This window comes from Methylobacterium sp. E-045, assembly GCF_022829685.1.
Taxonomy (GTDB): Bacteria; Pseudomonadota; Alphaproteobacteria; order Rhizobiales; family Beijerinckiaceae; genus Methylobacterium.
Window position 1 is genome coordinate 1 of the sequence record NZ_JAKSYE010000111.1, and the last position, 24,938, is coordinate 24,938.

Below are 24,938 nucleotides of genomic sequence, written 5' to 3' on the forward strand. Positions count from 1 at the left end.
GGCCGGCCCGTGCGCGGCTTCTGCGGAGGCAGCAGCGGGGCGATCTGCTCCCACTGCGCATCGGTCAGTTCGTAGCGTCGCATCCCGATCACATGGGGGCCAGCACACAGCCTGTGAACCCTTTGCAGAGACGCCCTAGGCGAAGCCGGTTGTCATGCTGAAACTGTATGAGGTTGACCGGCCGTTGCCAGTGCACATCGCAGTGATCGTTCAGAAGAAAATGGTTGGCACTCGCCTTAGGCATACACATCGGATAGGGCTTCGTGTGGATCGCTACGAAACACGTGGCAGGTTAGCTTACAAGCGCGACCTTTTCTCACATGGACGGGTCATTGAAGCGTATTGGAAAAGCTTTCAAGGTTGTTGGTGAAAGACATGCGCTCGGAATTTTGCCATAGGCTCAAGAGCAAAGCTGTATTGGCTGTAAATATGCGCCCTATCGTGAAGAGTCTCGATACATTGCGTCGTTTACTCGGTAGCAAACCAAAGAAAGCCGATTTGAACGCGGTTCGTAGCAGCGCAATTTTCGATCACGACTGGTATCGGAGGACTCAAGCGCCGGATCTGAGTGCGGACGCCGATCCGATTGAACATTACCTGACCGAGGGCGCAGCTCTCGGCCTGAACCCAGGGCCGCTTTTCGATAGCGCATGGTATCTCAAGCAAAACCCCGACGTGGCGCGCGGAGGAATGAATCCGCTCGTTCATTTCTGGGCTCATGGCCGTCACGAGGGGCGGCTCGGCAAAACCGTAACAACTACGAATATTTCCAGCACCCAGCAGCGAATTTCACTTATAACGACAAATATAGTCGATGCAAAAATGAGCGTCGTTGTTGTCGTCCACTCTTTTTACCCGAATATCTTTGCCGAAATCGCCTTGCGGCTACGCAACCTCCCTTATCGATTTACACTCTTAGTCGGCATTCCAAGTCATGAAGATGAGATGGCGATTGTTCAGATGGTCGCAGATGCTAAACTGAATGCAGATCTGCGTTGCAAAGTCATTCCAAATAGAGGACGAAATTTCGGAACCTTACTCCCGGCATTTGGAAAGGAGGTATGCGCACACGACATTGTTCTTCACCTTCACACGAAGCGGTCGCTATATACTGGAGCAGAGCAGTCGAATTGGCGGCAAACAATTTTCGATGGTTTGATCGGAGCCCCCCTCCTCGTAGAAGGGCTATTGAATCTGTTCCATTCTGACAAAAAGCTTGGGTTGTTTTACACCTCCCCGTATCGCGGACTGCCATATTGGGCAAATCACTGGCTTTCTAATTTGGGATCTGGCAGTGCGCTACTTGAGAGGTTAGGTGTCCGGCGATATCCGCGATCAGGCTACTTTGACTTTCCTGTTGGTGGCATGTTTTGGGCTCGCGTTGAAGCCCTACGTCCCCTTCTCGAATCAAATATCCAGTATATCGATTTCGACGAGGAGCGCGGACAAACCGATGGGACGCTGGCGCACGCTATTGAAAGAGTAATCGGCATTCTTCCCGCGGCGAACGGGTTTGGTTTTATAGAACACGATCCGCAACACGGTCATTTCAATGTCAATTGGAGTGAGCGCAATGCGTCGCAGTACAATTCGACTTCGCTGATTTCGTTCGCGGAGAAAATAAAAGGTATAAATCTTGTATCATTTGATCTTTTTGATACACTCATTGTTCGGCCCGCACTAACGCCTGATGCTGTTCTTCGCTTCGTAGGACACAAGATAAATCTTGGTGCTCCTAATAAAACGGATTTTTTTCCCCGTCGGAAAGAAGCAGAGAACAAGGCTAGAGCAAGCAAGGATTGGAAGAGCGACGTCACACTGGATGAAATTTACGCTCATTTCGCCACGGATGAGGCCTGGACTAGGGAAGCAATCGCGGATGCGTCTCGCCTTGAACGATCAACGGATACCGGCCTTCTGAGGCTGCGCCCTGGAGCGGCGGATCTGATCGCACTAGTCCAACAGGCGTGTTGCCGTATCGTAGCCATCTCCGACTCCTACTACAGCTACGATGAGATCGTCACCATTTTGCAGGTACTGGGCATTCGGAATATCTTTGACGAGATTTACGTCTCATCACATATCGGGAAGCGGAAAGACCGCGGGGATCTATGGACCCACGTCCTAGCTCACGAGGAGCATGCGCCGGACGGGTGGCTGCACGTAGGCGATAATGAGCACTCAGATATTCAGGCAGCCTGCGATCGCGGCCTCCGCTTCTTTCATGTCATGAATCCTGGCGTTCAGATGATCCAGGATGGCTTCTCTTTAGGGAAGGTCGAAGACGGGCAGCGCTGGGCTGCAGACTTGGTTGTCGGTCCCGCCATGCTGAAGATCGCTGGCACACCGTTTCGCGACGGGCGCGCTTGGCGTTCACTGCCCCTAATCAATGCAGAAGAAGTTGGATACGTCATCTATGGACCGATTATATACTTATTTATGTCTTGGTTAATCCGACACCCTGCAGCCCGATTGGTGGATCATCTATTCTTTTTATCGAGGGAAGGTTATATCCTTCATAAGATTTATGAATTTATCCTCAATAAGTTCCCAGAGAAGAACCTTCCCGCTTCGAGCTATTTCTATACCTCAAGACGAAGTGCAATCGCCGCAGCACAATCCAAACGTTTTGATAGCCGCCAGATCGTTTCGGGGGCGGGTTTCCGTGGGACCCTGCACGACCTACTAAAGAGTAGAATCGGTCTCGACGCACCAAATGATTATGGGTTCGCTGACTGGGATGTGCTCCTTCCTGACGACGAGCAAGAGGTTACACTAGCCATCAATCTTATCGAGAAGGAGATTGTCGCACATGTTTCTCCAGAAGCGCAAGCACTCGCTGCCTATGCTTCATCAGAGGGTATGGTAGCATCTAGAGTTTCTGCCATTGTTGACATAGGATATTCAGCTACTATTCAGAAAAATCTTCAGGTCCTTCTTGGAATACCGCTCGTTGGGTTCTACATGGGCTCGTTTGATGCAGCAGCAGGCGTTGAAGTAAATGGAGGGGTCTCGTTTGGTTGCTTCTGCGAAGATATTCCTGCTTGGAGTTCAACAGATCCCGTGCTAGCGCATTCACTCTTAATGGAAGCGTTCTTGACTGCTCCGCATGGGCAGGTTCTTTCTTTTGGGAAACATGAAGATCCCAAGCCAGTCTTTAAGAAAAGTAGTCTTGCGGAATCTGACGTCAAAAATCTGGAAGCGATGCATGATGGTGCCCTAAGGTATTGCCAGGAATTGATCGAACTCTTTGGGTACGATTTAATCATGGCAGATATCGAGCTTTCAGTCCCTCAAGAATTCCTCCGGATGATGGCGGATAAAATAATTCATATTCCCCCGACTGTCGGAGACACTCTCCATGTCGAGGATGAATTCTGTGGCAACGGCAAATTGGCGGTGTTTAACTAAACTTCAGCAAGCAGCCCAATTGAAACAGGCGATTCCAAATATCAAGAACGGTGGCGAGTAAGGTGTGAAGCCGTACAGCGTGGCGGCGTCAGTTTAACTGAGACCGCCACGGATATTAGGCGTTATAGAATAGGTTCTTCACGGCTACGCTGCAATCATGCACGTGTTCAGATCTGCGCCACAGCGATCGAAAACTTCTGACCTTGCCCCCTGGCTTGCCCTCGTTCTGAAGCTGGGGTCCGTCGACCAGGAGACGGACGATGAAGAGGAGCCGGTTCAGCGAAGAACAGAACATCGGCATCCTGAAGAAGCAGCAAGCCGGGCTGCGGGTGGTTGAGATCTGCCGCCGCCACGGCATCAGCGACGCGACGTTCTACACGTGGCGCTCGCGCTTCGGCGGTATGGAGGGGTCGGACGCGCGGCGTCTGAAGGCGGCGGTCGAGTGGCATCACATTGCGCCCGGCAAGCCGCAACGGAACGGATTCGTCGAGAGCCTCAACGGGCGCTTGCGCGACGAGTGCCTGAACGAGCATCTGGTCCGGAGCCTGCCGGCGGCCCGGATCATCATCGAGGCGTGGCGGGTGGACTACAACACCTGCCGCCCTCACACGAGCCTTGGCGGGCTCACCCCGAACGCGTTTGCAACCCGGTCCCGACAGGACCAGAACCAGAACGGATTCTGGTTATGAACAGGGGCAAACAGGGGGCAAGGTCAATCGCTGCCAAGCTTGGGCGAAATGGCTGCTGTGTCAATTTTCGGCATGATGGTCCTTCGGTAGTGTGTAGCAATCTCGCAGTATATCGCGCCAAAGCGCGCAATCGGCAGGCCTGGCAGGCCACGCCCTATGATGACGAGCAACACATCTACGTTATAGCCATCTAATGCCGCATGGCCTGTCTACGTAGCCCGTTCCTCGGCCGCTTCGTATATCCGCACCGTTCAACATGCGCGGCGATCACTCTTACAGATTGGCGACGCCGCCATCGACCAGCAATTCGGTGCCAACGACGAAGCTGGATTCGTCGGAGGCGAGGAACACCGCTGCCTTGGCGAGTTCGATCGGCCTACCCAGGCGGCCGATCGGTACGAGCTGCCGAATCTCCTCGCGCAATGCCGTCTCTGCTTCATCCCCCAGCCCCAGCTTGCCGAGCGCCGGTGTCTCGGTCGGGCCGGGACTGAGGCCGTTCACCCGAATCCCCCGATCCTTGAATTCGCCCGACAAGGTCCGGGCGAGCGAAAGCAGGCCTGCCTTGCTCGCGGCATAGGCGCTCGATTGCGGTAGCCCGATCTGTGCGGAGACGGAGCCGCACAGGATGACGGAGGCGGGATCAGCCAACAGCGGCAGCAGGGCACGGATCAGAAAGAACGGTCCCTTGAGGTTGGTCGCCATCAGCGTATCGAACGTCGCCTCGTCCCAGTCGGCCAGCGGGCGGTGGGTGACGTCGCCCGCATTGACGTAAAGCACGTCGAGTCTGGGCCATGACGCGAGCAGTCGAGCGGCCAAAGCCTCCTGTGCCGCGATGTCACCGGCTTCGCTCCGGATCGCCAACACGTCATCACCGAGGTCGCGCCGTGCCGCCTCAAGCCCCGCCGCGGACCGGCCGGTGATCGCCACCACCGCACCTTCGGCGCGGAACTGCCTTGCGGTCTCCAGCCCGATGCCGCTGGTGCCGCCGGTGATGAGCGCATGCTTGCCTTGCAGTCGTATGATACCGCTCCTCACCAATCCAACGTGATGGCGATCTTGCCGAAGTGCTCGCCGGCAAGCAGCGCCGCGTAGGCGGCGGCAATGTCGCCGACGCCGAAGGTGCGCGCCACCACCGGCTCGATACCATGCGCGGCGATGGCCTTCGCCGCGGCGCGGAAATCGGCGGCCGATCCGGTGTTGCCGCCGATCAGCCGGATCGCCTTGCCGATGACCATGAGGACATCCAGCGGCGTATCGCGCCCGGTGACGAAGCCGATTGCATAGACCGTGCCGCCATGCCGCACGGCCGCCAGCGAACGGGCGAAGGTGTCGGCGCCGGTCGTCTCCAGCACCAGATCGGCTCCGACCCCATCAGTGAGGCGCAGGACCTCATCCTGCCACTCCGGTATCGCGCGGTAGTTGATGCCTTCGTCTGCTCCCATCGACCGGGCGCGATCCAGCTTCTCGTCCGACGACGAGGTGACGATAACGCGGGCGCCGGCCGCCTTGGCCAGCTGCAGCGTCTGCAGGGCGGTGACGCCGGTGCCTGGCAGCACAACGGTCGATCCGGGGCCGACCTCGCCGGCGCTCAGCGCATTCCAACCGGTCGTCGCCGGGATAGGCAGGCTGGCGATCGCCTCGAACCCCAGATGCGCGGGTGCCACCACCAGCGCGGCCGCGTCGACCAGCGCCAGTTCGACGAGCGACCCCTGGATCGTCACGCCGCGCATCGCGCCATTGTTGCGTGCGGTGACGGCCCCCGCGATCCACAGCGCCTTGGGGTGGACGGCGACACGATCACCGACGCGCACGCTCTCGACGCCGTCGCCGATCGCAAGGACTTCCCCGGCGCCATCGGCCACCGGCACATTGGGATAGAGCGCGCCGGGATAGCCGCCGGTCGCGACCAGGCGGTCGAGATAGTTGAATGCCGCCGCGCGCATCCGTACCAGCGCCTGTCCATGGCCGACCGGGCCGGGTTCGGGGGCGGAAACGCGCTTGATGGTCGTGATGGCGGGGCCGCCAAGTTCGATGCCGTGCATGGTCGATCTCCTTTCGACCAATGTAGGACGATGCATTTTGTGCTGGAATAAGTCTTCGATGCAGATGATAACTGCGAATCATGCAGCAATCAGCCGACCTCGAATCGATCGAAGCGTTCATCACCCTGGCGGATGCCGGCAGTTTCGCATTGGCGGGACGACGGCTCGGGCGCGATCCGACGATCGTGTCGCGGCGGGTTCAGGCTCTGGAGGCTCGGCTCGGTGTCCGGCTGGCGGAGCGCAGCACGCGACGCGTAACGCTTACGGAGGCGGGGCTGGCCTATCTGGATCGGGTGAGACCGCTGCTGCGCGCGTTGACGGCTGCCGATCGGGATGTGGCCGCATTTGCGCAAGGTACGCCGCGCGGCCATCTGCGCGTGTCGCTTCCGACCAGCTTCGGCAGAATGTGGCTGTCGCCGATGATCGCGGATTTTTTGAAAGTGCACCCCGAGGTGACGATCGAGGCGGAATTCAGCAACCGCTTCGTCGACATCATCGGCGAACAGTTCGACCTTGCGGTGCGGCTGGGGGTGCTGCCCGATTCACGGCTCGTCGCGCGACGGCTGTTCCCGCGCCGACGGCTGGTCTGCGCGTCGCCCGGCTATCTCGCTCGCGCCGCACCCTTGCAACAGCCTGGCGACATCGCGCGCCACGCATGTCTGCGCTACACCGGCAAGGTCAACCCGGCCGTGTGGGAGTTTCTCGACGTCGATGACCGCCTGCTGACGGTGCCGATCGAAGGCGCGCTGGCGAGTGACGATGCGGAGGTCCTGGTCGATTCTGCGGTCGCCGGACTTGGCCTGCTCTACGGCACAGACTGGCTGGTGGCGCGGCAACTGGCGTCCGGCGAGTTGGTACGGGTGCTGGCGGACTGGCGTATCCCGGACGAAGGCGCGATCCACATCGTCACCCCGTCGCTTGCCGGTCTGCCCACCAAGACCCGCGCCTTTTCCGACTGGCTGGCAGCGCGGTTCCAGCCCGATCCGCCATGGTTCTGCCCCGCCAAGGCATGAGGCTCGGTGTCGGGGGAGACGGCTCGGCTTTGGCGCGACGCACTGTGTTCGCTCCCTCCGCGCGGTCACGTCACTCCCGTTCCTGACGCTTCCTGCCACACGACAGGGGCCCGCTTCGTGTCCAGCCGATAATCGGAATAGGCGCGGTCGAGGATTTCGGCGCCGAGCCGCTCGGCTTGCCGGATGGAATCGTCCGGATCGTTGCGGACTTCGCCGCGACTGTTGCCGACACCGCGCACGACGCCGACGAAATCCGAATGCGTATATCGTGAGAACTCCTGCATCTGATGCACGATGCCGAGCGCGGCGCCCGGATAGGTCTCCTCCGATGCAAGCACCACCCCGAGGCGCTTGCCCGACATCGCTCGCAGGACGCGCTCCGAGCTCGGATTGGACGCCGCATCGTGACAGAGCCTCCTGTCGAAGAATGCCTTCGTCTGGGCTGACAAGCCGTACCAATAGATCGGCGAGCAGAACACGACGGCGCGTGCGGGCAGGAACTCCTCGAAGAACAGCGCACGGTATCCATCGGCGATCGTGCATGCGCCGTCCGGACCTCGGCACGTCCGGCAATCGCGCAGGAAGCCGGAGATATGATCGTCGAGAAAACGCAGTGCGACATCCGTGCCCACCGCTTCCGCCCCGCGTCGCACGGCTCATGCCGCCTTTTTCTCCAACGATAGGCGCAGCATTTACATCGACGCAGGGAGTAACTTCATCGCAAGATGCAGCGCCCCAGCGGGAAGGGGCCTAGATTTAGACGCGGCAGGAAGAGCCGTGATTAAGTCTGAAATCATACTCGAACTTATATCACCGATCGGCGCCACGGCGCATCCTTCAGCTTAAGGGACGTGATGCGCGCTCAGGCCCGATGACGATGCAGTTCGGCGATACCGAGGCGCGCGATGCCGGCCAGATCGGCCTCGCTCGCGCCATCGCGGGCCTGCACGGACATGCCCTGCACGAGCGCGCCGATGAATCGGGCGAGCGCCCCCACATCGGTATCGGGCCGGAGCGCGCCGTCATCGACGCCACGCTGCAGGCGAGCGTGGAACGCGGCCAATGTCGCATCCCGCAGACCGGCGACCCTTGCCGCCACCGCATCATTCTCGGTGGCGCAGGTGAGCACGGCCGTCGAGATCATGCAGCCCCGCGGGCGATCCGACCGGCAGAACTCGCGCGCTGACTCGGTCAGAATGCGCTCGAACGCGGCGATGGCATCGCTGTCCATCAGCGCCTCGGTCGTGACGGCGCCGATCTCGCGCTGATACCAGTCAAGCGCCTCGCGGTAGAGATCGGCCTTGGACCGGAAGGCGGCATAGAGGCTCTGCGGCGTGATCCCCATCGCGCTCGTCAGGTCGGAGATCGACGCGCCTTCATAGCCGAGCCGCCAGAACGTGTTGCCGGCGACAGCCAAGGCTTCGTCCCGGTCGAAGGCCCGAGGGCGTCCGCGCGGGCGCGGCACGACGGCTCCGTTATTTTTCACAGTGACCACTCTATAAATTATTTCCGCGCTCGGATATTCAGGATCGATCGATCCTCATATCCGAGGGCAAGTTCCATGCACATGCCCCTTGCGGCCATCGCGTCGATTGCGGTTGCCACCGCCATGCCCAGTGCGGCCGCTGCCGATCCGGCGATGACAATCCGGCTGGATCGCGTGGTGGAACAGGCGATCGCGGACAAGCGCATCGTGGGCACGGTCGTGGTGGTCGTGCGCGATGGCAAGGTCATCTATCACCGCGCCGCCGGCTTCGCCGATCGTGAGACGGCGAAACCGATGCGGGAAGACACGATCTTCCGCCTCGCCTCGATTTCCAAGCCGATCGTCTCGGCCACATTCATGCGGTTGGTCGAGGACAAGCGCGTCGGTCTCGATGATCCGGTGACGAAGTGGCTGCCGGATTTCAGGCCGCGCCTGCCGGACGGCGAGGCACCGGTCATCACGCTACGACAGTTGCTGACGCACACCTCCGGCTTAAGCTACGCTTTCCTGGAACCGGCAGGCGGTGCCTATCATCGGCTGACCATCTCCGATGGCCTCGACCAGCCTGGTCTCTCTCTCGCCGAAAACCTCCGCCGCATCGGCCAGGCACCGCTCGCCTTCCGCCCGGGGGACGGCTGGCGCTATTCGCTCGGGATGGACGTGCTCGGCGCCGTGATCGAGAAGGCAACGGGTAAGAGCCTGCCGGAGGCGGTCAAGGCGGCGGTGACCGGACCGCTGGGCCTGCGCGACACCGGCTTTGCCGTTGTCGATCGCTCGCGACTGGCCGTGCCCTATGCCGATGGCAAGCCGGAACCCGTCCGCATGACTGATGGTCTCTTCGTGCCGCTCGGGGAGGGCGGCGTCCGGTTCGCGCCGAGCCGGGCGCTCGACCCTGCCTCCTATCCTTCGGGCGGCGCGGGTATGGTCGGCACGGCGGGTGACATCGCGCGATTCCTGGAGGCGATCCGCAAGGGAGGCGGTGGAATTCTCGCGCCGGGTACGGTCGCCGCGATGATGCGCGACCAAGTCGGGCCGCAAGCGCAGACGCAAGGTTCCGGCTGGAGCTTTGGTTATGGCTGGGCCGTGCTCGATGATCCCGCCAGCGCGGGCACGCCACAGTCGGCGGGCACGATCCAGTGGGGCGGCGCCTACGGCCATAGCTGGTTCGTCGACCCCGCCCGCCAGCTGACGGTGCTCGCGCTCACCAACACGGCGTTCGAGGGTATGTCCGGCGCCTTCCCCGTCGCGATCCGCGATGCCGTCTATGGCGGAAGCGCGGAGTGACCGCGCGCCATAAGACGATCGAAGAAGCGATGCGGAGCGGTGTCGCGCCCGTTGGAACGTCGCCGTCAACGTCTCCCAGAGCTTTTCGGCAACCGGGCCGTGGCGCCGATCGGCGCGCCGCATCGCCGCCAGTGTTTCCGTCCGTCCCGGCAGGGTGCGCCCCTGCAAACTGATGAGCGTGCCGTCACGCAATTCCGCCTCCGCCATGAAGTCCGGCAGATGCCCCCATGCCAGGCCATGCAGGATCAGTTCCTTCTTCATGGCGTGGTCCGGCGCGGAGCAGGTCGGAGCGCCCTCGATCAGGAAGTGATCCTCGGCCGTGACATGGCGCGCCGTGTCGCGGATTACGCATTGCGTGAGCGCCTGCAAATGCCGGGGAGCGAACTCGCTGTCCTGCGCGCCCGGCAGAAAGCCCGGCGCAGCGACGGGCACCAGCCGGAGCTCGCAAATCCCGATCCGTTCGAAAAGGTGGCTGGCGGCGTCGGCGCGATGGACGATCAGGTCTGCCGTTGCTTCCCGCAACCCCTCGAACGGGCCGGTCACGGCTTCATAGTCGAGAGGCAGGCGGGTGTGCCATTGGCCGGAAGAGAATCCCGAGAGCGCGCCGAGGATCAACGGCCGCGGACACAGATCGCCCAGCACGACCCGCAGCACGGTCTCCTCGCCGCCGGCCAACGGGCGCGCAAAGGCATATCGCGCCATGGCGTCGAATCGGCGGGGCTGGCGGGCCGCGCGCCCGACGATGATGGGCGCTATGTCTACGCTATAGCCAACGAACGCCGCACTGTAGAATGGTCGGCGTGAATTGGCGGTTTTTCATCTCGCATTCGGCATTTTGTGAATGCGCGGGCCTGTTGGATCGCGGACACCACCATCGTCCGACCTAGAGCGTTTTCCGTAATCTCTGGATCACGGAAAACGCTCTAACCTGCTGTGTGGTCGCATTTTCTTCACGCGAGCCGGCATCCACCTCGCTTGAAAATGCTCTAGCCGAGCACGAAGGGATTGGCTCGGTTCGGACGCGTCGAGATCCAGACGCTCTTGGCTTGCAGATATTCACGGATCGCCTCAGTGCCGCCCTCCCGCCCGATGCCGCTATGCTTGTATCCTCCGAACGGCGTGGTGAAGCTGGTGGCGCGATAGTTGTTGACCCACACGGTGCCCGCCTCGAGCCGATCCACGCTGTCAAACGCGCGACGGAGGTTCTGCGTCCATATGCCGGCGGCGAGACCGTATCTGACATCGTTGGCGATGCGGATCGCGTCTGCCTCGTCCTTGAACCGCAGCACGCACAGGACCGGGCCGAACACCTCTTCCTGTGCGATCCGCATGTCGTTGCGGACATCGGTGAAGATGGTCGGCGCAACGAACTGACCCTGGCCATAGCCGGGACCTTCGAGGGAATGACCCCCAAGGACGCAGGTCGCGCCCTCCGCCTTCGCCATTTCGATCATGCGCAAAATCTTGTCGTACTGGGCGCGTGTCGCGATCGGTCCGATCTGCGTTTCCATCAGGGCGGGGTCGCCGATCCGCGCCTCGCGCACCGCAGCGATCAGCCGCTCCAAGAAGGCATCGTGGATCGAGTCGTGCAGCAACAGGCGAGAACCCGCCATGCAGGTCTGGCCCGATGCTCCAAATATGCCGGAGATCGCTCCCTTGACCGCCTGTTCGAGGTCGGCGTCGTCGAACACGATGTTGGGGGACTTGCCGCCCAATTCCAGCGTCACCGCTTTGAAGTCCGCCGCCGCCGCCAGGTTGACCGCCCGCCCGCCTGCCTCGCCGCCGGTGAAAGCGATTTTGGCGACACGCTGATCGGCGACGAGCGGTTCACCGATCTCGGGACCGTATCCCGTAACGACATTCACCACGCCGGCCGGAAAACCCGCCTCCAGCGCCAGCCGACCGAGTTCCAGCAACGATGCGGACGTGTATTCGCTCGGCTTGATGACGAGGGTGTTGCCCGCCGCCAAAGCTGGCGCCATCTTCCATGTGGTGAGCGCCAGCGGTGAGTTCCACGGCGTGATCGCGACGACGACGCCGAGCGGTTCGTACTTCACATAGTTGAAGACGTCGGGCTTGTTGATCGGCACGACCGATCCTTCGATCTTGTCGGCAAGCCCGGCGTAATAGTGAAACCATTGTGCGACGGTGCGCACTTGACCGCTGACCTCGGCCATTGGTTTGCCGTTGTCGCGCTGCTCGACCGCGCCCAGCAGATCGACATTCGCCTCGATCAGATCCGCGAGCCGACGCAGCAACGCTCCCCGAGCGGTCCCTGTGAGTCTTGCCCACTCCGGATTGCGAAACGCCCGATCCGCGGCCTCGACCGCCCGGTCGGCGTCCTCGGCGGCCCCTCGGGGGATGCGGGCCCACGCCTTGCCCGAATAGGGTTCGATCGACTCGAACCATTCGTCCGAAGCCGGGTCGCACCAGCGCCCATCGATCAGGAGCCGATATGTCTTCATCACCTTCCAGTCCGTCTCACCGAAGGGACCGTCACGCCCTCGGTCCGAACCCGGCATAGGGGCGCAGCGGCACGATCGCGGTCACTTCCAGCATGCCGGCGGCCACCAGCGGCAGGGTCTGCAAGCCCACGCGGACCGCGGCTTCGTCGACCGCCTCGATCAGCAGGCAGGCTCCGCCCTCGTCGCCGCGATGCCAGATCTGCCGGATGAACCCATCGAGATAGAGTTGCCGCGCCCGTTGCGCCTCCGCTTCGAGATGCGGTGCGAAGTCGGCGTCAGTGAACTGTTCGGACCTGCGGCGGGACAAGGTGATGAATTGCATGACGGCCTCCGGATCGTGAGACTCCAAGATCGCCTTGCGTGATGCTTCGATCCAGGACACGCTTTGCAACAGTTCGGACTGTTTTGGTCGCAGCATGCTCAACCTTCACCAGATCGCATGCTTCGTCACGGTGGCCGAAACCGAGCATATCGGAGAGGCTGCAGCCAGACTCAACATGTCGGCCTCGCCGCTCAGCCGCCAGATTGCCGGCCTGGAGGCACGACTGGGGGTCGCACTGTTCGAGCGGCGCCGACAGCGGCTTCGGCTGACCCCAGAGGGTCGGATGTTCCTGGATGAAGCCCGCGCCTTGCTCGATCACGGCGCCCGCATCGAGGCCGGGATCGCGATGCGCGCGCACGGCGCCGATGCACCCATCACGATCGGCTATGTCGAGGCGGCGGTGCATACCGGCGTTTTGCCCGGCGCCCTGCGGCATCTGATAGCTCGCCATCCGCGCGCCGCGATTACGCTGCGGGCGATGCGCAGTGCGGATCAGGTCCAGGCGCTGCGTAAACAGGTGATCGATCTGGCGTTCGTCCATACGCCGCCCGGCGACGATGATGACCTGATCGGCGTCCATATCTGCAACGACCCGCTACTCTTGGCGATCCCCGCAGCCGATCCGCTGGCGCGCCAAGCGACGCTCCGGCCGGAGGATCTCGACGGCCGTGTCTGGATCGCCGCCCCGCGCCGAGCCAATACCGATGCGCGTGCCGAATTCCTTGCCGCCTGCGCCACAGCGGGGTTCATGCCCGACATCCGACACGAGGCGGACGATCTGATCACGCGGCTTGGCCTGGTGGGAGCCGGGCTGGGATTGGCGATGGTGCAGGACAGTCTACGGCATGTCGCCGGTCCCGATGTCGTGCTCACGCCTATGCCGCGGTTTCCCTTGTCGGTGCCCGTTCATGTCCTGCGCCGCGTTTCGGACGCGCGCGCGGTGATCGATCTGATCTACGCGGCGGCATCGGCGATGCGGCGCTTAAAGCATTTTCAAGCGAGGTGGATGCCGGCTCGCGTGAAGACAATGCGACCACACAGCAGGTGAGAGCATTGTCCGTGATCCAGAGATGACGGACAATGCTTTAGCGTGAGAGCCAACATCCGCGGCATTCTCGTCATGACCGGCGCACTGGATTGTCATGCGGCAATCGGCAGCGTTTGCGTAGTCATCGCGCAGAATCGCGCGCCATGGCGGATAATCGGCGGGGCTGGCGGAAGGGGGGGACATTCCGCGCCTACCACCGAAATCATGCGATTTCAGACACTTAGCGGATGCTCGGACGCACTTCTGTCGCGCGAAACTGTAATATGAGATGAAGGCTGCGAGAATGCGGCGGAGGACCGGGAATCGAACCCTCGTGTCGCCTCGAGGCTCCTACCGACAAGCCACGAACCCACCCATGCTCTTGTACGCCTGAACCGTTCGGACTGTTCGCCAGAAATAATGTGAGACGGCATCGACGCGTTCGGGACGACGATTCCCCCCTGGCCCCGTTCGAGTTGCGCAGGACGGTGCCTGATACCAGACCTCGATGAGTCTGACTCATTGAGGTCTGCCCTCGCGACTGCGCGGCGGCGGTCGTCCGCCGGACCTCACTGACCCTGACCTATGGGTCAGGGTCAGTGAGACTTGGTATGAGATGGCACGAGGCTGATATCCCCCACCCGCGATGGGAGTGATTGCATCGGCACACCGGCACGCCCTACCATGACGATGTCGTCCGCGATGGCCTGCGGTCCTAGCCTGCAACGAGGCGCCCGATGTTCCTTGACGATGGCTGGAAGCCGCCGAGAGAACCATCGTGGGAGCCGCCAGCTCGCAAGCCTCCTCTCACCAAAGGGCAGGAGCGAGCAGTGATCTGGATCGTCGGCTTGAACGTGATGCTCCTCTTCGTTGCTCCCATAGGCGGAGCGAGCGTGGTCCATGCCTTCGTTGCTCTGTTCGGGCGCGGATAACCCATCGCCGTTCACTCACCATCCCGATGACCGTGTCCTCAGGCATTGAGTGCCTCTCACAAAACTCCCGCCGCGCCGCCGTGCTCAGAGCGGGAACCGAGGGTGACCGGGAGTTTTGTGAGGCACGCTTGCGGAGCCTGCAGCTCCGGCCGCTTTCGTGAGACCGCGCAAGGCCGACCATGCGGCGTTCGCGGTGCTGGAGCGGTTGCAGGGGGCCTTTCAAGTGTTGACGCCCCCCAACGTCGCACCCGGGCCACCAAACCGGAACAGGCCAAGTCCTGTCCCAATGATCATTTCCAGATTTCGACGGCATGTAGGGTCGTGCGAAGAAAATAAGGTTGGATCGTGCTTCCCGGCAGCACTCTCCACGTCCGAGAGAGGCGTGTTAATCCCAAGCGCCTGCAGGGTTGGGATGAGATCGCACAACACGTCGACCGACTGGTGTGACGGCAGGCAACGTTTCTCCTTCGATGGGTGTTGCCGCACCACAATTCGCAACAGCTGGAGGATGAATGTCTGTTTCGCGACGCCGTGAAGCCCGTCTGCTGGATGCGAGCGAAAACGATCTCGTCGGCCGCTCCCGCCGGCCCGGACTGGATGCGGTGGACGATGCCGGGTTGTCCGACCTGATCCGGCTGCTGCGGGAACGACGGGACCGTGCGCGCGATGTGTCTCGCCGACAACGCCGTGAGGTGCGCGGAAAATCGGCCCCGGCCGGTGCCCAGCCCGCGACGGACAATTCCGGGACGCGCGAGAAGGCCGCCCTCCTTGCCGCGGCGGTCAAACGCGTCAGCAAGGAGAGTGAGCGCCGCCGAAACGCTCGCGCCCGCAGCGAGACGGTATCGGGCGCTCGCCATGCCCTCGCTTGGAAGCGAGCCGCTGGCGACCCGCGTGAGAACAGACCTGCGTCGCGGACCGCCGGGACCGGGATGATGTCGGTCCCGAACGAGACGATGGCACCCTCGGGCGCCTTGAACCGGGAAGGCCAGGAAATCGCGATGCGTCGTGGCGGCGGTCCCCGATAGGGGGCCTCGGGGTCGATCCACCGGAGCGGCCGCCTCACGTTCCTTCGTCCCCTCGCGACATCATCGGCTCCGATCGACAGGCAATCCCGCCTCGTGCTCATGGAGGTCGATGCCCCGGTTCCGGCTGCGGGACGGTCATGGACGCGCGCACCCTTCGCGCGCAGGCCGGGTCTCACCGGGACAGGAGGCGGGCTGAGACGAGGGTGACCGCACCGTGCACCGCGCCGAGCGGCCTGACCGTTCCCTCATGAGCCCGCAAAGCACCCACGCAACGGCCCGACCTCCGCGATCCGCTCCACCGATAAGGACCGAGCATGGACCCCATCACGATCCTCGACCCGCACCGCTGCCATCTCGGCGAGGGCCCCTGCTACGATCCGCGTACCGGCACGGCATGGTGGGTCGACATCCTGGAGCGGCACCTGTTCGAGATGCCGCTTCAGGACGGCACGTCCCGCCGGCACAGCCTTCCCTTTATGGCGAGCGCCGTCGCGGCGGTGGACGAGACCCGTCACCTCCTCGCCGCCGAGGATGGGCTTTACCTGCGCAGGCTGGGGGATGGAGAGCTCACGCTGTTCTGTCCGCTGGAGCCGGAGGATGCAGGCACCCGCTCCAACGACGGCCGCGTGCATCCCAGCGGCGCCCTCTGGATCAGCACCATGAGCCGCGCGGCCGAGCCGGGCCGCGGCGCGATCTACCACGTCGCCGGCACACGGGTGACGCGGCTCTATGGATCCCTCACCATCCCGAACGCCATCTGCTTCTCGCCCGATGGGGCGACCGGCTACTTCGCCGACACCGATGCGGGTCTGCTCAAGCGCGTCAGCCTCGATCCCCGTACCGGCCTGCCGACAGGCGACCCGGCGACGCTCTACGATCATCGCGGCGGGGAGGGCGGTCTCGACGGCGCGGCGGTCGATGCAGAGGGCCGGATCTGGTGCACCCGCTGGGGGGCGTCCTGCATCGATGCCTACAGCCCGGAGGGCGAGCGTGTGCGCACGGTTCCCCTGCCCGTGACCCGCCCCTCGTGCCCGACCTTCGCGGGACCCGATCTCGATCGCCTGCTCATCACCAGCGCCTATGAGGGCATGAGCCGGGACGAGCGCGACGCCGATCCCGAGCACGGGCGCACCCTCCTGGTCGCGGCCGGAATGCGCGGCCTGCTCGAGCCCGCCTTCCGGCTCGCGCCGTAAGACCGTCTGTCCGGGGCTCTCGACGCCCATGACCCCGCTCCCCGCCGTGAGACGCGGGCACACCGGCGCCATGCATCGGCGCGCCACAGGAGACCATTGCCTTCATGACGACGCCCGACGCGCGCGATTACCAACGGATCGAGGACTATGCCCTCCTGGGCAATTGCCATGGCTCTGCCCTGGTGGCGCGGGACGGTTCCATCGACTGGGCCTGCCTGGAGCGCTTCGATGCCGAGCCGGTCTTCTCCCGGCTCCTCGACCGGACCCGCGGCGGCTTCTTCGTCGTGCAGCCCGACGAGCCCTTCGAGACCCGGCGGATGTATCTCGCCTGCACGAACATTCTGGAGACGACCTTCACGACGGCGTCAGGCGTCTTGACGCTTCACGACTTCATGGTCGCGCCGGAACCGGGGGAGGCACATCCGAGCCTGATCCGCCTCGTCGCCGGAATCTCCGGTGCCGTGCCGGTTCGGGCCGACTACCGGCCCCTGGCGGGCTTCGCCGAAACCTTCGCCGACCTCGCCATCGCGGACGGCCTCATCACGGGCGAGGGCCTGCCCAGCCTCGTGTCGGAAACGGGCTTTGCCGCCGAGGACGGGCGGGCCGTCGCGCGCTTCACCGTGAAAGGCGGCGAGGCACGTCGCTTCGCCCTCTACGCGCGCGGCACAAAGCGGAGCGCTTGGCGCGACGGTGTGGGAGCGGGCGGAGTTCCGGCGGCGCGCGACCTGATGGAGCGGGCCCGCCGGGCCTGGGCCGGCTGGGCGGCGGGCGCCCTCTATGACGGCCCCTTCGCCGACGAGCTCACCCGCAGCGCCCTGACCCTGAAGGCGCTCACCTACGCACCGAGCGGCGCCATCGTGGCGGCTGCCACCACCTCCCTGCCCGAGGACATCGGCGGCGTCCGCAACTGGGATTACCGCTTCTGCTGGATCCGGGATGCCTGCCTCTCCTTCTACGTCCTGAAGAAGTTCGGCATGGTGGCGGAGGCCGAGGCGTTCTTCGGTTTCGTCAGCACCCTGTCCGAGCGTGAGGGCGGCGGTCTCCGGCCGCTCTATGCGGTTGCCGGCGAGGCGGACCTGACGGAGCGCGAGATCGGGCATTTCGAGGGCTGGCGCGGCAGCCGCCCGGTCAACCACGGCAACCTGGCGTCCGAGCAGCACCAGAGCGACGCCTACGGCCAGGTGCTCGACCTGCTCTACCTCTACGAGCGTCTCGGCGGCACCATCTCGGACGCGGCGCGGGACCAGGCGATCCGCCTCGCGGACTTCTCCGCCGCCCACTGGCACGAGAAGGATGCCGGGCTCTGGGAGCCGCGCAAGCCCGAGGAGCACTACCTTCATGCCGCCATCATGAACTGGGTGGCGCTGGACCGGGCCATCCGCCTCTTCGGCGAGCGGCCGGACTGGTGCACCGAGCGGGACCGGATCGTCGAGCGCGTCAACGGCGAGGGCATCCACCCGCACGGCTACTATCCGCAGTTCATCGGCAGCGACGACGTGGACGCCGCCGTGCTGATCGCCCCCATGGTGGGCTTTCCCGTGGACGAGACGGCCTTCGCCCGCACCGTCGATACCGTCATCGACCGACTCGGCCACGGTCCGCTCGTCTATCGCTATCGCAACGACGACGGCTTGCCGGGGCACGAAGGCACGTTCCTGATCTGCGCCTTCTGGCTCGTGGACGCCCTGGCCTGGCTCGGCCGGGAGGAGGACGCACAGACGCGTTTCGCGGCCCTGCGGGCTTTGCAGAACGATGTCGGCCTCTATGCCGAAGAGGTGGCAGAGGACCAGAGCTTCCTCGGCAACTTCCCCCAGGCCTTCAGCCACCTGGCCTTCATCCACTCCGCCCTGGTGCTCGACCTCTACGCCCATGGCGGCCGGGCCGCGGTGCACGGCACCTATGCCGACCGTTCGCTCCGCGAGACCGAGGCGCGCGCCGCCCCGGTGATCCGACGTGCGAGCTGACGTCCGTCAATCGCGCATGCTGATGGGTGTTCATCCGGGCTCTCCGGGATCGCTGAAGCCTCGCAACTCCAGCGTCCTCGGTTCAGACCGGATGGACAACCTCCTGAAAGCTCACGACTAGAGCTGCGCCCGACCACGTTGGGTCGGGCGCAGCTCTCGATCTTTGTTGTGTCGCCCTCTTTTTCGCCGAACCGACATCCACTTCGGCGGAGAGCGCTCTAATACCAAGTCTCACTCACTCTGACCCATAGGTCAGGGTCAGTGAGGTCCGGCGGACGACCGCCGCCGCGCAGTCGCGCGGGCAGACCTCGATGAGTCAGACTCATCGAGGTCTGGTATAAGCCGGCCGAGAAGCCGTCTTAACGGGTCGTGGCGTCCGCGTCGGCAACGAGGCGCCGGGTCGCGGGGGCACGCGGGGTCAGGGACGGCGTGGTCGTCAGCTCGGAAGCCGGACGAACCGATGCCGTGACGCGAGCCTGTTCACGGTAGAGCGTCGGCGTGATGTTGATGCGATCCTCAGCCATGGCCGTACCTGTCAGGGTGGCGGCGGCAAGAGCGGCAAGAACGATTTTACGAACGGTCATGATACTGATCCCTCTGGTGTTTCGGGGCCTGCGCCCCGGTTCATGAGAGGGATATGCGCTGCGGTGCACCATCATTCAAACAGATCAAATCGATAGTCGATATTGATGAAACCGATTCCTTGTCCCGCCCTCGTCTTTGTCCTGTCACTGGTTCCTGCGTTCGCGGCCGAGGCTATCACCGGCCGGGCCTCGGGGGTCGACGGCGACAGCCGCGATCCCGAACGCTCACGATAGCTTTGGAGCAAACATCGCGGCTACGCTGTGAGGCGCCTCCGCGCCAAAGAACCGGGCAAGGTTCCGCCCAGAAACGTCGGCGATTTTCGCGCTTCGGGGGAACAGGGCTCGCTCGTATCGGGTGAGGGCGGCGTTCAAGTTGTCGGGCGAGGCGATGATCGCTCGTGCGAGCTCGGCACCGTCGTAGAGCGCAAGGTTCGCTCCCTCCCCCGCGAACGGCGACATCAGGTGCGCCGCGTCGCCGAGGAGGGTCAGACCGGGCACACGGTCCCACCGGTCGCCGACGGGCAGCGCGTAGATCGGACGAAGGACGGGATCCGTGTCGCTGGTCGTGATGAGGGCGGTCAGGTGTGGTGCCCATCCCGCAAACTCGGCCGCGATACGGGCCAGGGCCGTGCCCACATCGCCGAAGTCGATGGCGTCAAACCAGGGCTCCGGCCTATTCAGAGCCGTGTATGTGTGGAGCCGCCCATCCGCATAGCGGTGTGCGAGGATACCCATACCCGGCGCGACAGCCATGAGCGTACCCTTGCCAATGGCGTCCGCGCTGGCCTTGAGGCGTGCGTCACCGTCGTGAATGATCGTCTCGACGAACGAGGTGCCCGTGTAGGCGGGCGCTGTCCCAGAGAGTAGGGGGCGGACCCGCGACCACGCCCCGTCCGCGCCCACGAGCACATCCGTCGTGACCGCCCCACCGTTCGCGAAGCTAACAGCGTGCCGCCCGTCCCCACATGCGGCGACCGCCACCGCCTTGTGGTCCCATCGGATCGTCCCTGGGGGAAGCGAGGCGATCAGCATCCGTCGCAGGTCGCCGCGATCGACCTCGGGTCGATGCCCCACGGGCGTACCGGGGCGGTCGAACAGGACCGTGCCGTGCCGATCGACCACGCGCTTCGCGTCTTCGCCGGGGCGGACGAGATGGAGGAAATCGTCATGGAGGCCGGCGTGTCTCAGGGCGATCTGGCCGGTGTGTTCGTGGATGTCGAGCAGGCCGCCCTGTGTCCTTACGTCGGCCGACGGTTCGCCCTCGTAGATCGTTGCTGCAATCCCGTGGACGTGGAGGACGCGGGCCAGCGCCAGGCCGCCGGGACCTGCGCCGAGGATCGTGATCGACTGTCTCATGGATGCGCTCCTGAGACCGCAGGCGCGCAGCACGCGTCGGTGCTGATCACTGCGGCTGCCCGTGCGTCGGGCATTTGCTTCGGAGACGCTGGCCGACCCACGCGAGGGGCGGGGGTGACGTGTATTCGACAGCCGAGGATGGGCGGTCGTTTTTCGCGGCACCTCCGAGATTAACTTCAACCGCCTAGGCGAGCAATCTCCCGCCCCCACGGCGAGACCTGCCAAGCGCTGCCCATCGTGGGTAGTGTCTCAGTTTGAAAATTGATCCCGAACGGTTGAGCCACGCGTTCCCGTTCCGGTCCCTCGCGCGAGACCTCCCGCTGGCGTATGCTTGGCGCCAAGCAGGAGGCGCTAATGATCATTCACGATGATGCCGACATGGCAACGGTCGTCCGTCAGACGGTACAGGCCCTAAAGGAGAGCGCAGCGCACGTGGGCAAGGCCGATCGGCGCATTTCGACGGAACATGTCGAAGAAATCCAAGAAGCTATCGCGCAGCTTCAGAATGCGCTTCGCTTTAAGAGCGGAACCGCAGCCTAATGCCCACCGGACCTAAAGGCCAGAAGCGCCCCGCCGACGCTATCGGCAACGCCGTAAAGGTGATGCGCATCGCCACCGAGGAGGAGCCGGAGGATTACGGCTCCGTTCCCAAGAAGAACGAAGCCGCTGCTGAGATGGGCCGGAGGGGTGGTCATGCCCGAGCAATCAATATGACGCCTGAGCGGCGCGCCGAAATAGCGGAGAAGGCCGCTAAAGCTCGTTGGAAAACAGCGTCCCCTGCTCGGGGGCCGAAAGCGCGGATTTAGCCTTCTCATCTAAAAATCCATCTTGCATTCCCTTCATAATCACAAATGGCTGCATAGCCGGGCTCGCAAAGCGATATCTGAATATTCTCTCTGATCCAATTTGCTGTAAGACATTGCCACGCTTTGCGCTCGCAAGTTCTTTAAGGTTTGGATTAAACCCATCAATACCAATTGGTTTTTTTAAGATATTAGCTAATGGAGCTTGCACTTGCTTCGGAGTAAAATATCCGCTTTCGTCCGTGTCGGCCAATGCACAAGCTGTTAGGATTTGTCTAAATCGTGCCCGTTCCTGATTGCTTCGTATCGCTTGCTCATAGTCCATTTTGAGCGTGTTTTGCGATCCTCCAAGTATTGTTTCAATGGCGTGATCGACGTTATATTCTGTTACGCTCATCTTTCTTGTATCAATAGCAGATAAAACAGCGCCTTTACCAAGGCTGTGAGCAAAAGCAGGAAGGCCCTTCGAAAGGTTTATTATCTTCCACTTTGCATCGCCGTTAATCTTCATGCCTAGCCCTATCATACGGCTTTCGATCAGTAATTGCATCTCATGGCTGTTCATTCGAGGCATCAAAACCTCTTCTGAACACCTACCTATCGACGCATGGCCGTCGATTAAGTTCTCGACCGTATCACTGATACCTACAATTATGATTGTAACATTTACTGATGCGTCTGAAACAGCTTTAATCGTCTCCGCCATTTGTCTTGACGAGTCTTTATCTTTGATGAGATTATACTCATCAATAACAATAATTGGAATCAAATCCTCACCAAAGAACGCCAACTCTCGAACAACGTCTGATGGGGTGACGCCATCCTTGTATAGGTCAGATATTGGATACCGTTTTTCACCCTCCCCCAAGTCCGCAAGAAAATGCAACTCCTTGAAAATCGACATCCATATTGTAGAATAATTATCTGACGAAACCGCCGACTTCCTAACATACTTGATCCGTTCAGCATTCGTCGGAACAATATGTTGTATGATTTGAGCGAGAGACGTCTTCCCAACTCCAGGCTCGCCATAGACTATAGCATGCCGCCCCCGTTCCGCGACGGTGTCTAAGAGGCTATTAATTTGTGACGATCTACCGGCGAACAATTGAGCAACGCTGATGGGCGTTGAAGGTGTGAATATCCGATTGGCTTCAAAACGGAGCGCCCGCCAGTCCTCGTCAGTCTTCGGTTTGGATGCTGGCGCCATCACTATCCCCCTTAGTGCGATCACTGATGGGCTCACTGATATCACTAACAGCCCAATTGAGCTACTGCTGGCTTATTCTAAGCATAAAAGTTCAGTATGAAAGTGCATGAACAAGCTGCCTCTCGCAAAGCGCGTCCAAATCCTGAGCATGCTCTGCGAGGGCTCCTCCATGCGGTCGATCAGCCGTGTGGTGGACGTGTCGATCAACACTGTGTCGAAGCTGCTTGAAGATGCCGGCAAGGCGTGTGCCGCCTACCATGATCAGAACGTGCGCGGCGTCGCTGCCGAGCGCGTTCAGTGCGATGAGATTTGGTCCTACTGCTACGCGAAGGCGAAGAACGTCGCCGCCGCTAAGGCCGCTCCTGAGGGCGCTGGCGACGTGTGGACGTGGACGGCTCTCGACGCTGATTCCAAGTTGATCGTGTCCTACCTCGTCGGTGGCCGCGATACCGAGTATGCCGACGCCTTCATGGGCGATCTGGCGGGCCGCCTGACGAAGCGCGTCCAGCTCACCACGGACGGGCACAAAGCCTACCTCGAAGCCGTCGAGGGAGCGTTCGGTGCGGACGTGGACTACGCCATGCTGGTGAAACTCTATGGCCCTGCTCCCGGCGGCACCACAGGCCGCTACAGCCCCGCCGAATGTACCGGTATCAAGAAGACCACCGCGACCGGGTCGCCCGACGAGGCGCACGTCTCCACGTCCTACGTCGAGCGCCAGAACCTCACGATGCGGATGCAGATGAAGCGGTTCACCCGCCTCTCGAACGGCTTCTCGAAAAAGTTCGAGAACCACGCTCATATGGTCGCGCTCTACACGGTCTGGTACAACTTCGTGAAAATGCACAAGAAGCATCGGATGAGCCCGGCAATGGCCGCTGGCGTGTCGGATCGGCTTTGGAGCATTGAAGACGTGGCGGCTCTGGTAGAGGCGGCTGCGCCTGTACTAGGCAAGCGCGGGCCGTACAAAATCAAATAGACTTTAAACATATTAATATATTGAGGAAATTATGACAAATAAAGAACTCGAAACCGAAATTTTAAAACGCCGGCATCAGGCAGACAGAGGTTGCAGAGCGTGGAGCACAATGTTTCACTTGGCCTTTGGCATCTCGACAATTACAGGCGTTGTTGTAGCGGCAATCGCCGGGAAGGATACGCAATTTTATGGTGTGAAGCTTTCAGATTATATACCGTTAATTGCATTATCCGGTTCTATACTTGCTGCGGTTGGTGTTTTTGGTGGGTTTGAGCGCAAGTGGAAAGCGAATAGAATTACTAGAAATGAACTAGATATATTGTATTTAAAAATCAAAGCAGGCGATAGTCCATCGAAAGAAATTGAGAATTACATAGATATTGTTCGCACTCACGATGCTGCGATATTAAACGACACCTTCAAGTCAGAACGACAGCCAGTGGCCACCCATCCGCAGGATGGTCTCGCGAACCCTAATGGCTCCCGACCGAATGCTGGGCAAATTTCAAACTGAGACACTACCCCATCGTGCACTGCTTTTCTGCGGCAGCCGACGCGTGACCGCTTTCGGGAAGGCCTCACCGCCTCTCCGGATGCCAGACATGGGTCGGGACCCGTCCGTCCGCTCAACAACCGGTTTTGTATGGAAATCCGTCTGTCTTCTTTCGAGGGGCCGTCGTACGAAAGCGGCCTTTTTATCAAGATCCAATCGTTCATTTGTTCGGCGATGATCGATATTTGTATTTGCTTTGCTGTTCGGTTTGGCGTCGATCTTCAGACGAGAGGGGACTGAATCATAAAATCGAACAGGAGGCGGCGTCGCGCCCACTACAATCCGTCGCATTGCCAGATTACCTCACATCGAAGGGACAAAGTGGCAATCAGCAAACGTTTTTGTGATTTTATTATTTTGGAACATTTACTCATAAGTCGCCGAAACGAGCAGCGAACAATCTCTGCCTCCGGGAGGGCGGCAATGGGCATTTTTTACCTGACCTTGTGAAGTAACGCGGCCGCTCTTGCCGCTGTCTGCACGCCGATACTGCCAGAACCGTCGTCCCGATGCCGCTACAGGCCAGGACGACGCGGCGGTCCTGCGACCTCATTTCTCGAAAAGACTACGCTCAAGAGCCCCATCGCGAGGGCTTCCGGG

General features: G+C 61.8%; 19 protein-coding genes and 2 pseudogenes. 10 read left to right on the forward strand and 11 right to left on the reverse strand.

Annotated elements, in window-relative coordinates:
* Window positions 1-83 (reverse strand): annotated as a pseudogene (locus MKK51_RS20915) (IS5/IS1182 family transposase); the annotation flags it as partial.
* Window positions 84-375: 292 nt separating this feature from the next.
* Here MKK51_RS20915 and MKK51_RS20920 point away from each other — a divergent pair.
* Window positions 376-3,411, forward strand: a complete 3,036-nt coding sequence (locus MKK51_RS20920) for a rhamnan synthesis F family protein (RefSeq protein ID WP_243980565.1) — start codon at window positions 376-378, stop codon at window positions 3,409-3,411.
* A gap of 260 nt (window positions 3,412-3,671) precedes the next feature.
* Window positions 3,672-4,100 (forward strand): integrase core domain-containing protein, encoded by a 429-nt coding sequence (locus MKK51_RS20925; RefSeq protein ID WP_243980515.1) that lies wholly within the window; start codon window positions 3,672-3,674, stop codon window positions 4,098-4,100.
* Window positions 4,101-4,373: 273 nt separating this feature from the next.
* On the opposite strand, the gene MKK51_RS20930 is transcribed toward MKK51_RS20925, so the two are convergent.
* Together MKK51_RS20930 and MKK51_RS20935 are read right to left on the reverse strand one after the other, a co-directional pair.
* Window positions 4,374-5,123, reverse strand: a complete 750-nt coding sequence (locus MKK51_RS20930) for an SDR family oxidoreductase (protein WP_243980567.1) — start codon at window positions 5,121-5,123, stop codon at window positions 4,374-4,376.
* Window positions 5,124-5,131: 8 nt separating this feature from the next.
* Window positions 5,132-6,142, reverse strand: a complete 1,011-nt coding sequence (locus tag MKK51_RS20935; RefSeq protein ID WP_243980517.1) for a zinc-dependent alcohol dehydrogenase family protein — start codon at window positions 6,140-6,142, stop codon at window positions 5,132-5,134.
* Window positions 6,143-6,222: 80 nt separating this feature from the next.
* On the opposite strand from MKK51_RS20935, the gene MKK51_RS20940 reads away from it, so the two are divergent.
* A complete protein-coding gene (locus MKK51_RS20940; RefSeq protein WP_243980527.1) occupies window positions 6,223-7,155 on the forward strand; it encodes a LysR family transcriptional regulator in 933 nt (310 codons plus the stop codon).
* A 65-nt stretch (window positions 7,156-7,220) separates the two neighbouring features.
* Here MKK51_RS20940 and MKK51_RS20945 read toward each other — a convergent pair whose 3' ends face one another.
* Together MKK51_RS20945 and MKK51_RS20950 are read right to left on the reverse strand one after the other, a co-directional pair.
* Window positions 7,221-7,787: a flavodoxin family protein gene (locus tag MKK51_RS20945; RefSeq protein WP_243980529.1), complete on the reverse strand. Its 567-nt coding sequence runs from the start codon at window positions 7,785-7,787 to the stop codon at window positions 7,221-7,223.
* 230 nt (window positions 7,788-8,017) lie between these two features.
* Window positions 8,018-8,650, reverse strand: a complete 633-nt coding sequence (locus MKK51_RS20950; protein ID WP_409565741.1) for a TetR/AcrR family transcriptional regulator — start codon at window positions 8,648-8,650, stop codon at window positions 8,018-8,020.
* A gap of 114 nt (window positions 8,651-8,764) precedes the next feature.
* Here MKK51_RS20950 and MKK51_RS20955 point away from each other — a divergent pair, with 114 nt between their 5' ends.
* On the forward strand, window positions 8,765-9,925 hold the full coding sequence (locus MKK51_RS20955) for a serine hydrolase domain-containing protein (protein ID WP_409565742.1): 1,161 nt from the start codon (window positions 8,765-8,767) through the stop codon (window positions 9,923-9,925).
* A 114-nt stretch (window positions 9,926-10,039) separates the two neighbouring features.
* On the opposite strand, the pseudogene MKK51_RS27630 reads toward MKK51_RS20955, so the two are convergent.
* The 3 genes and pseudogenes from MKK51_RS27630 to MKK51_RS20970 form a co-directional block, all read right to left on the reverse strand.
* Window positions 10,040-10,627 (reverse strand): annotated as a pseudogene (locus tag MKK51_RS27630) (LysR substrate-binding domain-containing protein); the annotation flags it as partial.
* Window positions 10,628-10,911: 284 nt separating this feature from the next.
* Entirely contained in the window at window positions 10,912-12,390 is a 1,479-nt protein-coding gene (locus MKK51_RS20965; protein ID WP_243980571.1) for an aldehyde dehydrogenase, read from the reverse strand.
* A 31-nt stretch (window positions 12,391-12,421) separates the two neighbouring features.
* Complete coding sequence (locus tag MKK51_RS20970; RefSeq protein WP_243980542.1) at window positions 12,422-12,712, reverse strand: hypothetical protein; 291 nt, start codon at window positions 12,710-12,712, stop codon at window positions 12,422-12,424.
* Window positions 12,713-12,806: 94 nt separating this feature from the next.
* Here MKK51_RS20970 and MKK51_RS20975 point away from each other — a divergent pair, with 94 nt between their 5' ends.
* The 3 genes from MKK51_RS20975 (at window position 12,807) to MKK51_RS20985 (ending at window position 18,853) form a co-directional block, all read left to right on the forward strand.
* Window positions 12,807-13,760, forward strand: coding sequence for a LysR family transcriptional regulator (locus MKK51_RS20975; RefSeq protein WP_243980544.1), 954 nt, complete (start codon window positions 12,807-12,809; stop codon window positions 13,758-13,760).
* A 2,250-nt stretch (window positions 13,761-16,010) separates the two neighbouring features.
* Window positions 16,011-16,889 carry an SMP-30/gluconolactonase/LRE family protein gene (locus MKK51_RS20980; RefSeq protein ID WP_243980546.1) on the forward strand — a complete coding sequence of 293 codons (879 nt, stop codon included), beginning with the start codon at window positions 16,011-16,013 and terminating at the stop codon, window positions 16,887-16,889.
* 104 nt (window positions 16,890-16,993) lie between these two features.
* Entirely contained in the window at window positions 16,994-18,853 is a 1,860-nt protein-coding gene (locus tag MKK51_RS20985; protein ID WP_243980547.1) for a glycoside hydrolase family 15 protein, read from the forward strand.
* Between the two features lie 359 nt (window positions 18,854-19,212).
* Here MKK51_RS20985 and MKK51_RS20990 read toward each other — a convergent pair whose 3' ends face one another.
* Together MKK51_RS20990 and MKK51_RS20995 are read right to left on the reverse strand one after the other, a co-directional pair.
* Window positions 19,213-19,437: a hypothetical protein gene (locus tag MKK51_RS20990; protein ID WP_243980548.1), complete on the reverse strand. Its 225-nt coding sequence runs from the start codon at window positions 19,435-19,437 to the stop codon at window positions 19,213-19,215.
* A 225-nt stretch (window positions 19,438-19,662) separates the two neighbouring features.
* A complete protein-coding gene (locus tag MKK51_RS20995; RefSeq protein WP_243980549.1) occupies window positions 19,663-20,793 on the reverse strand; it encodes an FAD-dependent oxidoreductase in 1,131 nt (376 codons plus the stop codon).
* Window positions 20,794-21,147: 354 nt separating this feature from the next.
* Between MKK51_RS20995 and MKK51_RS21000 the strand changes: the two genes are divergently transcribed.
* Window positions 21,148-21,333, forward strand: coding sequence for a hypothetical protein (locus MKK51_RS21000; RefSeq protein WP_243980550.1), 186 nt, complete (start codon window positions 21,148-21,150; stop codon window positions 21,331-21,333).
* Window positions 21,334-21,543: 210 nt separating this feature from the next.
* Here the strand turns inward: MKK51_RS21000 and MKK51_RS21005 are convergent, their stop codons facing one another.
* On the reverse strand, window positions 21,544-22,806 hold the full coding sequence (locus tag MKK51_RS21005; protein WP_243980555.1) for an AAA family ATPase: 1,263 nt from the start codon (window positions 22,804-22,806) through the stop codon (window positions 21,544-21,546).
* Between the two features lie 106 nt (window positions 22,807-22,912).
* On the opposite strand from MKK51_RS21005, the gene MKK51_RS21010 reads away from it, so the two are divergent.
* Both MKK51_RS21010 and MKK51_RS21015 read left to right on the forward strand, forming a co-directional pair.
* Window positions 22,913-23,785, forward strand: coding sequence for an IS1 family transposase (locus MKK51_RS21010; protein ID WP_243980557.1), 873 nt, complete (start codon window positions 22,913-22,915; stop codon window positions 23,783-23,785).
* A 31-nt stretch (window positions 23,786-23,816) separates the two neighbouring features.
* The gene (locus MKK51_RS21015; RefSeq protein ID WP_243980559.1) at window positions 23,817-24,299 is read left to right on the forward strand and encodes a hypothetical protein; all 483 of its coding nucleotides are present in this window, start codon (window positions 23,817-23,819) and stop codon (window positions 24,297-24,299) included.
* Window positions 24,300-24,938: the final 639 nt, after the last annotated feature.